At 55.3% G+C, this 14,253-nt stretch carries 16 protein-coding genes; 11 read left to right on the top strand and 5 right to left on the bottom strand.

Translation table 11 applies throughout. From position 1 onward, the window contains the following. Positions 1-20: 20 nt before the first annotated feature. The 4 genes from BHAP_RS02665 to BHAP_RS02650 form a co-directional block, all read right to left on the bottom strand. A complete protein-coding gene (locus BHAP_RS02665) occupies positions 21-1,289 on the bottom strand; it encodes an aminoacyltransferase (protein ID WP_094729270.1) in 1,269 nt (422 codons plus the stop codon). Positions 1,290-1,415: 126 nt separating this feature from the next. After that, positions 1,416-2,123, bottom strand: coding sequence for a non-canonical purine NTP pyrophosphatase (locus BHAP_RS02660; RefSeq protein WP_094729269.1), 708 nt, complete (start codon positions 2,121-2,123; stop codon positions 1,416-1,418). 86 nt (positions 2,124-2,209) lie between these two features. Next, a complete protein-coding gene (rph, locus tag BHAP_RS02655) occupies positions 2,210-3,052 on the bottom strand; it encodes a ribonuclease PH (RefSeq protein ID WP_094729268.1) in 843 nt (280 codons plus the stop codon). A gap of 44 nt (positions 3,053-3,096) precedes the next feature. Continuing rightward, positions 3,097-3,723 carry a Pr6Pr family membrane protein gene (locus BHAP_RS02650; RefSeq protein ID WP_094729267.1) on the bottom strand — a complete coding sequence of 209 codons (627 nt, stop codon included), beginning with the start codon at positions 3,721-3,723 and terminating at the stop codon, positions 3,097-3,099. 187 nt (positions 3,724-3,910) lie between these two features. On the opposite strand from BHAP_RS02650, the gene BHAP_RS02645 reads away from it, so the two are divergent. Beyond that, complete coding sequence (locus BHAP_RS02645) at positions 3,911-5,230, top strand: nicotinate phosphoribosyltransferase (protein ID WP_094729266.1); 1,320 nt, start codon at positions 3,911-3,913, stop codon at positions 5,228-5,230. A gap of 412 nt (positions 5,231-5,642) precedes the next feature. Here BHAP_RS02645 and BHAP_RS02640 read toward each other — a convergent pair whose 3' ends face one another. Next, positions 5,643-5,951: a DUF3039 domain-containing protein gene (locus tag BHAP_RS02640; protein ID WP_244569270.1), complete on the bottom strand. Its 309-nt coding sequence runs from the start codon at positions 5,949-5,951 to the stop codon at positions 5,643-5,645. A 190-nt stretch (positions 5,952-6,141) separates the two neighbouring features. On the opposite strand from BHAP_RS02640, the gene coaD reads away from it, so the two are divergent. From coaD to BHAP_RS02590, 10 genes are all read left to right on the top strand, one after another. Further along, positions 6,142-6,636, top strand: coding sequence for a pantetheine-phosphate adenylyltransferase (gene coaD / locus BHAP_RS02635; protein ID WP_094729264.1), 495 nt, complete (start codon positions 6,142-6,144; stop codon positions 6,634-6,636). Between the two features lie 29 nt (positions 6,637-6,665). Beyond that, positions 6,666-7,586 (top strand): ATP synthase subunit B family protein, encoded by a 921-nt coding sequence (locus BHAP_RS02630; RefSeq protein WP_338024679.1) that lies wholly within the window; start codon positions 6,666-6,668, stop codon positions 7,584-7,586. A gap of 4 nt (positions 7,587-7,590) precedes the next feature. Further along, on the top strand, positions 7,591-8,211 hold the full coding sequence (locus tag BHAP_RS02625) for a YceD family protein (RefSeq protein ID WP_094729263.1): 621 nt from the start codon (positions 7,591-7,593) through the stop codon (positions 8,209-8,211). 103 nt (positions 8,212-8,314) lie between these two features. Further along, complete coding sequence (gene rpmF, locus BHAP_RS02620) at positions 8,315-8,509, top strand: 50S ribosomal protein L32 (protein ID WP_094729262.1); 195 nt, start codon at positions 8,315-8,317, stop codon at positions 8,507-8,509. Between the two features lie 391 nt (positions 8,510-8,900). Next, positions 8,901-9,638, top strand: coding sequence for a ribonuclease III (gene rnc / locus BHAP_RS02615; protein ID WP_094729261.1), 738 nt, complete (start codon positions 8,901-8,903; stop codon positions 9,636-9,638). A 225-nt stretch (positions 9,639-9,863) separates the two neighbouring features. Continuing rightward, entirely contained in the window at positions 9,864-11,828 is a 1,965-nt protein-coding gene (locus BHAP_RS02610; RefSeq protein ID WP_094729260.1) for an acetolactate synthase large subunit, read from the top strand. Positions 11,829-11,871: 43 nt separating this feature from the next. Beyond that, positions 11,872-12,426 (top strand): acetolactate synthase small subunit, encoded by a 555-nt coding sequence (ilvN, locus tag BHAP_RS02605; protein WP_094729259.1) that lies wholly within the window; start codon positions 11,872-11,874, stop codon positions 12,424-12,426. A 334-nt stretch (positions 12,427-12,760) separates the two neighbouring features. Beyond that, a complete protein-coding gene (locus BHAP_RS02600; RefSeq protein ID WP_094729258.1) occupies positions 12,761-13,039 on the top strand; it encodes a FitA-like ribbon-helix-helix domain-containing protein in 279 nt (92 codons plus the stop codon). Between the two features lie 2 nt (positions 13,040-13,041). After that, on the top strand, positions 13,042-13,458 hold the full coding sequence (locus tag BHAP_RS02595; protein WP_094729257.1) for a type II toxin-antitoxin system VapC family toxin: 417 nt from the start codon (positions 13,042-13,044) through the stop codon (positions 13,456-13,458). A gap of 486 nt (positions 13,459-13,944) precedes the next feature. Next, positions 13,945-14,253: IS110 family transposase (locus tag BHAP_RS02590; protein ID WP_143248716.1), on the top strand; the 309-nt coding region annotated here is incomplete at its 3' end.

The following is a 14,253-nucleotide window of genomic DNA, read 5'->3' as shown; positions in this document are numbered from 1 at the left end:
GTTCTTCGCGATTGTACAATCTATCGTTTCAGGAGTTGATGTGCAAATTCCTTGAGCTGGTACAGCATCGGGCGAACCGGTAGCGTAAACTCTCCCAGTAGTTCCTCGACATATCCGTTAAAGCCTTGTTTGAACTCAAGCACACCACGACCCTCATCATTGGGATCGTCGAACACACCGGAAATGCCGTAGAAGTTGTACCGGGTCACGCCACGTTCAAGGCACAAATGCAACATCGCCCAGTGTTGAATCAACGCCGACGCGTAGAACGGCTTATATTCCTCAACACTGCCAGAAAACAGATACACGACCTCGCGAGGATGCTCCACGAACAGCGAGGCAGCAGCCGACAGCACTTCACCCTTCGCGCGCAATGCGTCAGCCTCAGCAAGACGTTTGTTTGCAGCAGCTAAATTACGAGACTCCTCCCCCAGCTGACGTTCTGTCTTCGTCGTTGGACGCGCCTCATATTTTGCTTGGAGTTGCTCAACTTTGGACTGCAGAGCATCGCGTTTGGACTGCATACTTGCTACATATTCATCGACATGAATCTCCGCAACCATAAAGTGCGCTGCATCGCCGAACGCAGCCTTAAACTGGCGGAAATACGCTTCACCACGATATTCGAAATTACGACGCTGCGCAGTTTGCTGTTCAATAGTCGCGAACACACCGAGCTCATTATCAGCTAATTCACGAACGCGTACGCCCATTGAAGCCGCACGCTTAACACTCCACTGAGTCCGCTTATCATACGAAGCGAGCAGCGCGCGTTCGTCAGTAATGCCAGTTATATCCTTGAGATAACGCCAACGTGATACAGCGGTATAGCCGATGGTAAAACCAGCGTGAATGAATCCCAAGTTCTGCAACGCAGCAATAGTCTGATCATCACACGCTCCACCCTGATCATCCGGTAAAGGTTGACCATTCGTATCGCGCAATCGATACGGACATTCCGGCGTGATATCAAGCTGTGCTGCGCCCTTAGCCTTAGCATGAGCGCGCAACTGCGTCATAAAGAATGTCACCAGTTCGCTATCGTGAAAGTCCACAAGCGGACCATCATGAATGGACGCGAACGTGGACAGGCGTGAGCGATGCGTCTCGAAAAGCGCGGCAGCAACGAGAGTATTCGCCTCTCGCACGCCTACATACTCGACTTCAGTTCCCGAACCGGCACGTAACCGTCCCATTGCAGAAGTCTGCTGGAAATTACCTTGCGGATGCGCAGCAGAAAACGCATCAAATTCATCCGGGGAAAGAGTGACCAGAGTAAATGAACGCATGAATTTGCAACCATCCTTATGTATTCGCGTACGCACATAACATGCCGAGTATGCCGAGCTGATGATAGCACCGAAAACGCAGTCTCTCGCAGTGCTATCAGTCAGCGTAACCCAAGTATCACAAGCTCAGCGCACGAGCCGTTCGATCGCGGGTACGATCGCGCGCAGAGCCTTGCCACGATGAGAAATCGCGTTCTTTTCCGCTGAGGTAAGTTCGGCGCTCGTTAGTCGACCGTCGATACCGTCAGTCAATGCGCGGCCCGGCTGATCATCGGGCACAAATAGCGGATCGTAACCGAATCCGTTCGTTCCGCGAGCTTCGCGAATAATCATGCCCGGCATCTCACCGATTTTGACTGTCTCACTCACGATCGCGTAACGACGGCCCGGCTGATCATCGGTAACGATCGGATGCAGTTCGTTGACTTCAGGGACTTCAGGTACAACCAGTGCCGCTGCGCAACGGAATCGAGCCGTGCGCTTATCGTCCGGAATATCAGCGATTTGCGCGAGTAGCAGCGCATTATTGGCCGCGTCATCGCCGTGATGACCGGCCCACCGCGCGGACAGAATACCGGGCGCGTTGCCCATCACGTCGACGATCAGTCCCGAATCGTCAGCGATAGCTGGCCAGCCGGTACGTTCAGCCACATCGCGCGCTTTGAGTAGCGCGTTCTCTTGGAATGTAACGCCAGTTTCGACCGGGTCAGGCAGGTGAAGACTGCCAGCTGAGATGAGCTCAATACGAGCCGCATCCTGACCGAGGCCGGATTCGAGAATACGGCGAATTTCAACGAGTTTACCCTCGTTATGCGTGGCGACGATGAGTTTCATGGATGTTTTCCTCCGTCAGTCAGACATCAGTCAGAACAGATCAGCAAGATGATCAGCCAGACAGTCCAATCGAGTCAAGCCGAGCTTCAGTCAAGCGCGAGTGCCGCACGTTGCGCAGCTTGCAGCTCACGATTACCTTTTTCAGCCAAATCAAGTAACGTGTTCAACTCCGCACGGTTGAACGGACGATGCTCAGCGGTGCCTTGAATCTCAATAAACGTACCAGATCCGGTCATCGCGACGTTCATATCAGTCATCGCGCGACTGTCTTCTGGATACGGCAAATCCAGCATCGGTGTGCCGTCAATTACACCAACCGATACAGCCGACACAACGTCCTTGAGCACACGGTCAGCTGACTCGATGTGTCCGTTACGTTCCGCCCAGTGCATTGCATCGACGAGCGCCACATACGCGCCCGTAATCGACGCGGTTCGCGTACCACCGTCAGCTTGCAGTACATCGCAGTCAATCTGGACCATGTTGTCACCGAGCGCAGCCATATCAACTACGCCGCGCAGGCAGCGGCCAATCAGTCGGCTAATCTCATGCGTACGACCGCCGATTTTACCTTTAACTGACTCGCGATCGGTACGCTCAGCCGTGGCGCGCGGCAACATCGAATATTCTGCGGTCACCCAGCCAAGACCGGAATTCTGACGCCACTTCGGTACGCCAGGAGTGAACGTAGCCGTGCACATGACGCGCGTGTTGCCGCATTCGATGAGTACCGAACCTTCCGGAACGTCGGTGAAATGACGAGTAATGCGTACCGGACGCAGCTGGTCGACCGCGCGACCATCGGCGCGCACCACAGTGTTTGCAGTGTTCGCAGTGTTCGCAGTGTTCGCTGCATCTACAGCCTCTGCAGTATTCGCAGTAGCGTTATCGTTACGAGTGTTATCAAGCAAATCGTTGTTCTGAGCCATGCTGCCAACCTATCACCAGCCGGTCACGGAACAGTCAGTGAACATCAGCCGAGCAACGGCGTCTCCGGTTCGATGCGATCAATAATGAACAAAATCAGCGCGAGAATAAAACATCCAGCCGCAAGTTCCGCACAGTTAATACCAAATTGTGTCCAACCGAGTGCGTTCGCGTCAATAAACGTATACGGATACGGGTTGCCGCCGGCCGCAGGACCTGAGTGAGGCCAGATCAACGCGCGAATCACAATAAACGCAAGCCAGATCGGCAAATAGATCAGCCAGCTGAACGTGTACTGCCAGCGGAACCGACGATGCGGATCGCACAGAATAAAATCAACAACCGCCATAATCGGCGTGATGCGATGCAGCATCGTATTTGTCATAATGCCGAGTATTTGCGGCACATAATTCGGGTCATCGGGCGGCATGAGCAGAAACGCCACGATCGCAGTAATCAATGCGTATAACGTCACCGCGCCTTTCAGCCATGCAGGCGGCTGAATGCCTTTAAGAAGGCTTGCCGCACCCGCCCATAACATCGTAAAGCCAAGCACAGCACCGGTTTGGAACGTGAAATACACCCATAATTCGGGCCGCTGCCATGCCTCGTATGTGCCGAGAAAACACAGTCCGGCGATCGCCAACCGCCACAGTCCCGCAATGAATCGCATACAGTCCAGTCTACGCGCGTCTTACCCATGCGTAAGGTCGCCGGCTCGGCAATAGTGAGGTTGCAGGATCTGCAGCAGCGTCGCCGGCTCGGCAGCAAGGTCGTCGGCTCAGCAACAACGCAAACGCACGTTCGAGTTAGCCACCCGATCGAGTACGCTAGATCGCAACCGAAACGAGGGAGATTCTATGGACTACTCACCGGCCTTGATGACCGACATGTACGAATACACGATGCTCGACGCCACACTGCGCGACGGCACCGCAAACCGCAAATGCGTGTTTGAAGTCTACACACGTCATCTGCCTGAGGGACGTCGTTACGGCGTGGTGGCCGGCATCGGTCGTATTCTCGACGCACTCGAGCATTTCCACCTCGATGACGACGATCTGCGATTCCTCGCTGACCGCAAGGTGGTGAGCTCGCAGACCCTCAAGTGGCTCGAAAACTACCATTTTTCCGGCTCGATAAAAGGGTATCGTGAAGGCGAAATGTTCTTCCCGAACTCGCCGATTCTGCAGGTCGAGGGCACGTTCGGCGAGTGCACGCTGCTGGAAACGCTCGTGTTGTCGATGCTCAACTATGATTCTGCGGTTGCATCGGCCGCGTCGCGCATGGTGTCGGCCGCGAAGGACCGGCCGTGCATGGATATGGGCGGTCGACGCACGAACGAGTGGGCAGCTGTGGCTGCCGCGCGCGCTGCGGTGATTGGCGGATTCAAGGGGACTGCGAACCTGCTAGCCGCGCAAATGTACGGGCTGAAAGCGATTGGTACGGCTGCGCACTGTTTTACGCTCGTGCATGATTGTGAGCGCGATGCGTTCGCCTCGCAGATCGCCGCGCTCGGCAAGAACACGACGCTGCTGGTTGACACGTACAACATTGAGGAAGCAGTGAAAACTGCTGTCGAAGTGGCTGGTCCTGAGCTTGGCGGTATTCGTATTGACTCAGGCGATCTCGCCTCGCTGGCTCAGCGCGTGCGCAATCAGTTGGATGCGTTGGGTGCGACGAATACGAAGATCACCGTGACGAATGATTTGGACGAATACGCGCTGGCTGCGTTGCAAACCGCTCCAGTGGATTCGTACGGCGTAGGCACGATGTTGGTGACTGGTTCTGGTGCGCCGACGTGTGCGATGGTATACAAACTCACCGAACGTGAGAATGCGGATGGCGTGATGCAGCCGGTCGCGAAAAAGTCGAAGGACAAGGCGTCGATTCCGGGACGCAAGCTCGCATATCGTTCGTACGAGTACAATCTCGCCGACTGCGAGCATGTGATTTCCGGTTCAGAAGACCAGTTAGCTGCCTACGAGCCGCAAGATGGTTGGAAAGATCTGCTGGTTACATACGTTGATCATGGCGAGATTGACGCACAGTATCAGGGTCACGATGCGATTATGGCCGCGCACGAATACCGTGCTCGCGCGCTGGCTGAACTACCGATTACCGCGCAGTCACTGATGAAAGGCGAGCCAGTGATTCCTACTGAGACTACGGTTCTCTGAACCGTAGTCTCAGTAGGAATCCTTCGCGGCTCGCTACCGCGGCCACTCACTTAGCCTACGGACAGTCCACAGGACTGTCCACTTAACGGCTCAGCTACTGAGACTATGGTCTTGTGACCGCAGCCTTTTATCTCGGCTCCCCTTGCTAGGGGAGCTGGCCGCGAAGCGGCCTGAGGGGTAGTCACGCCTTCGGAACGTTCAAGGGTGTAACTACCCCTCAGTCTCGCTTCGCTCGACAGCTCCCCTGGCAAGGGGAGCCGAGATAACGACCGCTTCGCGGTGCTGCCCTGACAACTAGCTAGTGGCAGAAATCTCTCACTGACGGCTCGTCAGTGAGAGATTTCTGCCACGCAGCGTGCAGCGCACTGTGCAACGCGCAGCGCGCAACCAACGTGCAACGGCCGATGCCCTATTACTTCATCATTTCGTCGTAGATGCGCTTGCAGTCGGGGCAGACCGGATACTTGGACGGGTCATGCTTCGGTACCCATACTTTGCCGCACAGTGCGACTACAGGCCTACCAGTTATACGCGATTCAGCGATGCGTTCCTTCGACACATAGTGCGCGTAACGATCCGCGTCGCCATCATCGTCACGATTTACCTGCTCCTTAATCTCTGGCCGCTCAAGCACCGCCGTTCCCGTACCCGAATCCGGCGTAGACAACGGCGAAACCGGGTCGGCTAAATCACGCATCGCATGCATCGCATCATCAGTCATCATCATCGACATCACTCCTCTACCACGTACAGTAACGTCCCTATCATAAGCCACAGCCCTGTCGGGCATCACTTACGCCACGACCAGAGCAACACCAACTGATAACGCGCACTGCAACCCAACACAACACAAACGCAACACTAGCGAACACGCTCGCACGACTTCGCCGCAACGCGGTAGGCTGTACCGTATGACTATCGCAGTGTGTCCAGGATCGTACGACCCCGTAACCGCCGGCCATTTGGATGTTATTGAACGGTGCGCGCGCTTCTTTGACGAAGTGCATGTGGTGGTGGCGGTGAACGCCGCGAAAACACCGATGTTCTCGGAGGCTACGCGCGTTGATGTTATTCGTCGTGCTCTCGTCAAGGATGGTTACGATAACATCAAGGTCGCGTCAACTGAGGGGCTCATTACTGACTACTGCCGTCAGGTCGGCGCGACAGTGATTGTCAAAGGATTGCGGCAAAACGGCGACTACGAAGCCGAGCTCGGTATGGCGTTAGTCAATCGCAAACTTGCCGGTATCGAAACACTGTTTTTGCCAGCTGATCCGATTCTCGAACATATTTCGAGTTCGATCGTCAAAGACGTCGCACGTCACGGCGGCGACGTGACTGGCATGGTACCGGATTGCGTAGTGCCGATGCTCGTCGAGGCACTCCAGTCAGAGAGCGCACGGTAGGACGGTCCGCGAAGAAAGGAATGATCATCATGACTGAAGATTTCAGTCGAACAAATGACGATACCGGGGAGAGCGCGGCACCCGTATCAACTGGCTCGGATGCTACGGTGCCGGTAGAAACCTCCTATCAGGCGACCGTCGCAGATACTAGTGCACCGAGTGCTTCCGCAAGCACAGGCATACCAAACGTGACAGATAATCCGGGCAATGCTGGCAATACTACTGCCGCAAACGGTACTCCTGCGAACGTCAACGTACCGGATCTCGGCGCCACTCAGCCGCATCAAACTGTGCTACCAGCCGACAAACCAGCTCCGCGACATACGTTTACTATGGATTCGCTCCCCGATCTGCGCGAAACTAACAATAACGACGATTACTCATCGCCAGACGCACAGTCTCGAGACGAGTTCACCACCGTATACGACATCATCGATCAGATGGAAGCCCTACTTGGGGAAGCCAAAGGCAGTATTTTCACCCCCGGCCTAGTGAAGGTCGATCGCGACGAATTCGGCGGTCGACTTGACGAACTGAAAAAAATGCTGCCAGTTCAGCTCGAACGCGCGTCGGCGTTAATGCGTGAGGCTGAACGGCGGCTTGAATCCGCGCAAACGCAAGCGAACGCGATCGTCGCGTCGGCACAAAGCCGCGCAGCTGATATGATCAAGGATGCGAACGATCAAGCACAGTTCCTCGCCGGTCAGGAAAACGTCACGGAGATCGCCCGACAGAAAGCGCGCACAATTCTCGATCAAGCACAAGCTAAATCTGATCGATTGACGCAAGGCGCCGATCAATACTGCACCACCGTGATGGAAGGATTGCAAGCGCAACTTGGCAAGCTCGATCGTGACGTGCAAGCTGGTCTCAACGTGCTGTATGAACGTCAGCGCGCCGCCGGCGAACAACTCCCCCATCTTGATACCAACGATTATCCGGAAAGCTGATATTATGCCTCGTCCTGAAGATTCCCAGTGGGCCGTGTCTGTTGCGCAAGTTGCGTCGCGCGCCGGACAAAGTAAAACGATTGACGCCGTATTCCCTGCTCCCGAAGGCATTGGCGACAATGTGATCGGCGTTGAGGAAGGTGCCGACGTCCATGTGACTGGTTCGTTCGACTCGATTGTTGACGGACTGATTTTCACTGCGCACATTAACGCGCCAGTGCATGCCGAGTGCACACGTTGCCTTAAGCCAATTACACGCGATTGGAGCGTGGACGCAACCGCGTTTTTCCCTTATCCGTCTGCGGATTCAGGCAAGAGCGGTCGGCACGGTTCACGTGATTCGCACGATTCGCGCGGTGAAGTCGATATTATTGCCGGCGAAGATGAGTCTGAGGATACCTATCCACTGCTCGACAATGGCTCATTTGCTGATCTTGAGGCATTGATTCGCGACACGCTTGTTGAAGCACTGCCGTTGCAGCCATTATGTAAGCCTGATTGTCTCGGATTATGCTCGCAGTGCGGTGCTGATCTGAACGAAGATCCCGATCATCATCACGATGTGGTTGATACTCGCTTTGCTTCGCTGGCAGCACTCAAGGCACAACTTGAGGCACAAGAGTAGGCGCTGACTGGGCACGGCCGGGCACGACTGGACTTTGTACGGGCGTTGCGCTAAACTACCGAACGCTTAAGCTCAATCGTTCGAACGAAATAGAGGAATACAAATGGCACTGCCTAAGTACAAGACCTCGCGCGCTAACACTCACTCGCGTCGCGCGAATTGGAAGGCGTCTGCTGTGCAGACCGTCACCTGCCCGAACTGCGGCGCTCCGGCGCTGCCGCACATGGCTTGCCCGAGCTGCGGTAACTTCCGCGGCCGCACCTACCGCGAGGCCATCCGCTCCGCTTACACCAAGTGATCCGCGTGCGTTAAATGCGTGAAAAGCCCTGCCATCGACGGGTGGCAGGGCTTTTTCATATCGGGGGGTTATTCTCTTCCTCCATGCTGGTGATACGGGCGATACGGGCGAGGGTGTGGTGTTGGTGCGTGGCAGAAAACACTCACTGAGCACACCGTCAGCAAGCAAAAACCGCCACTACCCAACACGCGTGGCAGAAAATGCTCACTGAGATCTGCTCAGTGAGCATTTTCTGTCACGCGGGGAGTCTCAAACACTGCAACAGTTCCTATAGCCCTATAGGGCTGACTCATATGCTCATATGGATCCGACTCACTATAGGTTCAGCGCCAACAACACGAGTACGCCCGCTTCAGTCTCGCTGTCCCGGCAGCGCGATAGAGAGGACATCATGACTTCATCGAACACGCACGACAATACCGATACCCAGATTGCGGCTCCAACGAGCCCAACTAATCCACTCCTCGAAGCGCTCGGCACGACGATCAGCCCGGAACTGCTAGTACAGGCGCTTACCCATCGCTCATTCTCACACGAGCACCCGGGAGCGATTAATTACGAACGCCTTGAGTTCCTCGGTGACGCAGTACTTGAACTTGTTTCCACCGAAACCCTGTTCTTCGATCATCCTGACATGACCGAAGGCCAGCTCGCAAAAATTCGCGCCAAAGCTGTTTCTGAGGAAGCCTTGAGTGCGATCGCTCGTGAAAAACTGCATGTCAGTCCTTATATTCTGCTCGGTCATGGCGAAGCAAAAGAAGGTGGCGCTGATAAGGATTCGATTTTGTGCGACATCGTTGAATCGTTGATCGGTGCGACGTTTATTGAACACGGTATTGACGGGGCGCGCGAAGTGATACATCGTCTCGTTGACGACACGCTGAAAGAAATGGCTACCGAAGGACCAGCACTGGACTGGAAAACCTCTCTGGAAGTCAAGTCGCATAAGCTTGGCAAGGGCGACCCACATTATCGCATGTCAGTCGCAGGTCCAGAATATGAGCCAGTTTTCACTGCACAAGTTTTGCTTGGCGACGACGAAGACACAGTCTGGGGTACCGGTACCGGTCCAAGCAAGCGTAAAGCGCAGCTTGCTGCCGCTGAAGTAGCATGGAAAGCACTGGATTAATATGCATATAATCAGCCACCATGCGGGCGAGAATCGCCGTATCTCATCGTCCCGCACTAGGATGGAAACAATGAGAATTTGACAGTAGCACACTGCGTCACGCCACAAGCGTCAGGCGACCGCCGCACACGTTGAACGCGTCCATCAAACACGTCGACACAAACGGCGAATGTCCACAGTCTGCGAACGTCAACAAGCCGTATCACACCATATTTGAGAGGGAACATGGCGACACCTACGCCTCTTCAGGCATTCAGCGGCGTGCCGAAAACGCACGCGGACAGTGATAAGCAAACTATCGTCGACGGCGAAAAGATGACCGGCGCGCAGGCGTTGGTTCGTTCGTTAGAAGATTTGGGCGTTCAGGATGTGTTCGGTCTGCCCGGCGGCGCAATTTTGCCGGTGTATCACGCTATTAATGAGCATACGAAATTCCGTTTCACGCTGGTTCGTCACGAGCAAGCAGCCGGCCATGCAGCTGAAGGTTATGCTGTTGCGACCGGTCGCGTGGGCGTGTGCATTGTTACGTCTGGACCGGGCGCGACGAATATGATCACCCCAATCGCCGATGCAAACATGGATTCAGTGCCGCTGGTCGTGATCACCGGTCAGGTTGGCGTGAACGCGATCGGCACCGACGCCTTCCAGGAAGCTGATATCGTAGGCGCAACTTACCCGGTGGTCAAGCATTCGTATCTTGTTACGCGCGCGCAGGATATTCCGCGCGTGCTCGCAGAGGCGCACTATATCGCGCGTTCGGGCCGTCCGGGTCCAGTTGTGGTTGATTTGACGAAGACCGCACAAGTTGGCGAAATGTATTATTCGTGGCCGCAGCGCATGATTTTGCCCGGCTACAATCCGGTTACTAAGGCGCACGGTCGCGTGCTGTCAGATGCGGCGAAGCTGTTTGCGCAGTCATATCGTCCACTGCTGTATGTGGGCGGCGGCGCGTCGCGTTCCAACGCGTCGAAGGAAGTCGCTGAGCTCGCAGCAGTCACTGGCGCACCGATCGTCACCACACTGCCAGCACGCGGCATCGTGCCGGACGACGATCCGAAAAACCTCGGTATGCTTGGCATGCACGGCACCGTCGCGGCGACAGCAGCCGCGCAACGTTGCGATCTACTGGTCGCGATCGGCGCACGATTTGACGACCGAGTCACCGGCAAGCTGTCCGCGTTCGCACCGGGCGCACGCGTGATTCACATCGATATCGATCCGGCTGAAATCGGCAAGAATCGTACGCCAGACGTACCAATCGTGGGTGACGTGGCGACCGTACTCACCGATCTCATCCCGGAAATCAAGCGTTCGCAGGCGATCGGTGGACGACCAAATCTCAAACCGTGGTGGGATGAACTGAACGCGTTGCGCGAAAAGTACTCGATTCACTACGATCAGCCAGAAGATCAGCCGACCGACGGCACATTGCAACCGCAGTGGGTCGTTGAGCAACTGTCAGCAAAGGCTGATCCGTCAACGATTTGGGTCTCTGGCGTGGGTCAGCATCAGATGTGGGCCGCGCAGCTTATCGATTTCAAGAAGCCACATTCGTGGATTTCCTCGGGCGGTCTCGGCACGATGGGATTCGGTTTGCCAGCTGCGATCGGCGCTGCGGTTGGTTCCGCGCGCGATTTCGCAGGCAAGAAGCCAGTGTGGCTGATTGATGGCGATGGCTCGTTCCAGATGACGAGCGAGGAACTGGCAACCGCATTCCTTGACCATACGCCAGTCAAGATTGCAATCCTCAACAATTCGGTGTACGGCATGGTTCGCCAGTGGCAAACGCTGTTCTACGATCAGCATTATTCGCAAACGAACCTGCTCGATGGACAGGCTCATAACGAAGCGGAAGAGGGTACGCCCGAATTCTTCGATGTGCCTGACTTTGTGAAACTGGCTGAGGCATACGGCTGCGTCGGTTTGCGTGCGTTCACGCAAGACGAGGCGTTAGCCGCGATCGACAAGGCGAATGCGATTAACGACCGCCCTGTGCTCATCGACTTCCGTGTGTGGAAGGACGCGATGGTATGGCCGATGGTTGCGGCTGGTGCATCGAATGACGAGGTGACGTATCGTCCGGGAACGCAGCCGTTGCGTCCGCAAGCATCTGCCGATGCCGCTGCAAACGATGACGGTAACGGCTCCAATACGAGCGGTTTCGGCAAGCTCAGCGACGCTGGATTCTGATCGTAGGCGTATGAGGTTCTGAGGTTTCAAGGAGAGTAAGTTTATGGCTAATTATCCCGCTTCCCAGCCCGGTGCCAAGCGTCATACGCTGTCGGTGCTCGTGGAGAACCGTCCTGGCGTGCTAGCACGTATCGCCGGTCTGTTCGCACGTCGTGCGTTCAATATTGATTCTCTGTCCGTCTCCCCTACCGAGCGTCCGGATATTTCGCGTGTGACAGTCACTGCTGAGGTTGATGATCTGCCGTTGGAGCAGATTATCAAACAGCTCAACAAACTGCTGCATGTGCTGAAAATCGTCGATCTTGACCCTGATACGACGGTTGAACGTGAGCTGGTGCTTATTAAGGTGGCCGCCGATCAGTCAAATCGTTCCGATGTGCTTGAGATCGTTCGCTTGTTCCGCGTGCGCGTGGTCGATGTGAATCCAGAGTCGTTGACGATTGAAGCGACTGGTGCGGAAGGTAAGATTGACGCGCTTCTAGGCTTGCTCGAGCATTACGGCATTATTGAACTTGTGCGTTCTGGCGCGGTCGCTGTGACTCGCGGCCCGCGCGCACTGTCTGAGAAGGTTATCGGCTCGGAGATTACCGGCCGCTGATCGAAATCGATCTGACCGATACCCCTTACTTACTGAACGAAAGGGCTCTTCGCTATACGGCGAAGGGCCCTTTTCGTTTCTCTCATCACGAGACAAGCCGATCATGCGATGCAGTGATCATGTGCCTACTAGTGCGTGGCAGAAAACGCTCACTGAGCACCCTCTCAGCGAGCAAAAACCGCCACTACCCACTGTGCGTGGCAGAAAATGCTCACTGAGCACCCTCTCAGTGAGCATTTTCTGCCACGCACAGTGGACTGACCGGTTGTCACCGGGTAGATGCTAGCATTGTGCTTGCATACTATGACAGCAGAATGCTAGCAAGGAGGCACATATGGCAACACTCACGATTCGCAAGCTCGACGATGAAGTCATGGAACAGTTCAAAGAGATTGCTCGCAGACATAATCGTTCTGCCGAAGCAGAAGCACGCTCATTGCTGGAGGAATTCACAGCAGAACACATTGCGCGTTATGAAATTGAACACCACAACTTCTTTGATCGAATCCGCACATTCATGGAAGAAGAAGGGGTCACAGGTTTTGACGACAACGAACTACCTATTATTGATCGCCAAGAAGATCAAGAACGCCCAAATATTGATTGGAAGTAACCATGATCATACTCGACACCAATATCATCAGTGAAGCAGTGCGAGCATCACCTAATTCGCAAGTAGCAGCATGGTATCGCAACCAATCGATTGCAGATCTTGCTACGACGTCAGTAACATTGGCGGAGCTGTTGAATGGTATACGTCGTATGTCTCAAGGTAAACGCCGTACGCAATTGGCAGCTTCCATTGATTATGCACTCATGCCGATTATGGAACATATATTCGCATTTGATGTTGATGCTGCAGTTGATTATGCTGACATACGTGCACGCAGGGAATCACTCGGCCGTCCAATTGGTGTACAAGACGCTATGATCGCTGCGATTGCACGATCGCACGGGGCAACGCTCGCTACGCGCAACATCAAAGATTTTGAAGGAACTGGTGTCGAACTAGTCAATCCTTGGGAAGCATGACGCTACTGGCAAAATGGTATGGCAATAGGCTCTGTTACATCAAAATCGACATTAACTCTTCCTCAGCTCCCCTTGTCAGGGGAGCCGTCGACGAAGTCGACTGAGGGGTAGTCAGTAAGCATATGCCAAAGTTGATGTACCAGACCATTTTGCTTTAGGACGCTCTCGTCACGAAGGAAGTCGCAACGAACAACGCCAAACATGCATTCAGCTTCGGCTACCCATTACTATGTTTGGTAGGTCCCGAATGGTCGGGGCCGGGTCGCCGGTTCCGGTATGACTTTCCTGCCCTGTTATTGATGATCCGGGGGGTGTTGTCGCCGGGAGCGGGGGCGTTCGCAGACCGCTGATAGGAACCAGGCCGGCCGTATGGACGCTTCGGGACGCATGGCGCAGGTCTCTTCGTAATGTGGATGCGGCGCGGGCGTCCGGACCTTCTTGCAGGGTCCACGGCGGCCGGAAACCTTCATGACGGGAGGGATGACGATGACTCCGGACGACATCGACGTGTGGGTCGGACTGGACGTGGGCAAGAGCGCGCACCACGCGCACGCCCTCGACCACGACGGCAACACCCTGTACGACAAGCCACTCAAACAGGACGAGAAGGCCATCCGCACGATGCTGGAGAAGCTCTCCAGACGCGGGCGCGTGCTGCTGGTCGTCGACCAGCCCAACACCATCGGCTCCCTGCCGCTGACCGTGGCCCGGAGCATGGGCGTACAGGTCGCCTACCTGCCCGGCACCGCGATGCGCCGGACCGCGCAATTGCTGCCCGGAACCGCGAAGACCGAC

The sequence above is a fragment of the Bifidobacterium hapali genome (assembly GCF_002259755.1).
In the GTDB taxonomy this organism is placed as follows: domain Bacteria; phylum Actinomycetota; class Actinomycetes; order Actinomycetales; family Bifidobacteriaceae; genus Bifidobacterium; species Bifidobacterium hapali.
The sequence above is the reverse complement of the archived record's forward strand: the minus strand, read 5'-3'. Positions and strand labels throughout refer to the sequence as shown.

Coding starts and splice junctions, on each gene's coding strand:
- BHAP_RS02665 (WP_094729270.1), bottom strand. CDS start 1,289: ATGCGTTCATTTACTCTGGTCACTCTTTCCCCGGATGAATTTGATGCG.
- BHAP_RS02660 (WP_094729269.1), bottom strand. CDS start 2,123: ATGAAACTCATCGTCGCCACGCATAACGAGGGTAAACTCGTTGAAATT.
- rph (WP_094729268.1), bottom strand. CDS start 3,052: ATGGCTCAGAACAACGATTTGCTTGATAACACTCGTAACGATAACGCT.
- BHAP_RS02650 (WP_094729267.1), bottom strand. CDS start 3,723: ATGCGATTCATTGCGGGACTGTGGCGGTTGGCGATCGCCGGACTGTGT.
- BHAP_RS02645 (WP_094729266.1), top strand. CDS start 3,911: ATGGACTACTCACCGGCCTTGATGACCGACATGTACGAATACACGATG.
- BHAP_RS02640 (WP_244569270.1), bottom strand. CDS start 5,951: ATGACTGATGATGCGATGCATGCGATGCGTGATTTAGCCGACCCGGTT.
- coaD (WP_094729264.1), top strand. CDS start 6,142: ATGACTATCGCAGTGTGTCCAGGATCGTACGACCCCGTAACCGCCGGC.
- BHAP_RS02630 (WP_338024679.1), top strand. CDS start 6,666: ATGACTGAAGATTTCAGTCGAACAAATGACGATACCGGGGAGAGCGCG.
- BHAP_RS02625 (WP_094729263.1), top strand. CDS start 7,591: ATGCCTCGTCCTGAAGATTCCCAGTGGGCCGTGTCTGTTGCGCAAGTT.
- rpmF (WP_094729262.1), top strand. CDS start 8,315: ATGGCACTGCCTAAGTACAAGACCTCGCGCGCTAACACTCACTCGCGT.
- rnc (WP_094729261.1), top strand. CDS start 8,901: ATGACTTCATCGAACACGCACGACAATACCGATACCCAGATTGCGGCT.
- BHAP_RS02610 (WP_094729260.1), top strand. CDS start 9,864: ATGGCGACACCTACGCCTCTTCAGGCATTCAGCGGCGTGCCGAAAACG.
- ilvN (WP_094729259.1), top strand. CDS start 11,872: ATGGCTAATTATCCCGCTTCCCAGCCCGGTGCCAAGCGTCATACGCTG.
- BHAP_RS02600 (WP_094729258.1), top strand. CDS start 12,761: ATGGCAACACTCACGATTCGCAAGCTCGACGATGAAGTCATGGAACAG.
- BHAP_RS02595 (WP_094729257.1), top strand. CDS start 13,042: ATGATCATACTCGACACCAATATCATCAGTGAAGCAGTGCGAGCATCA.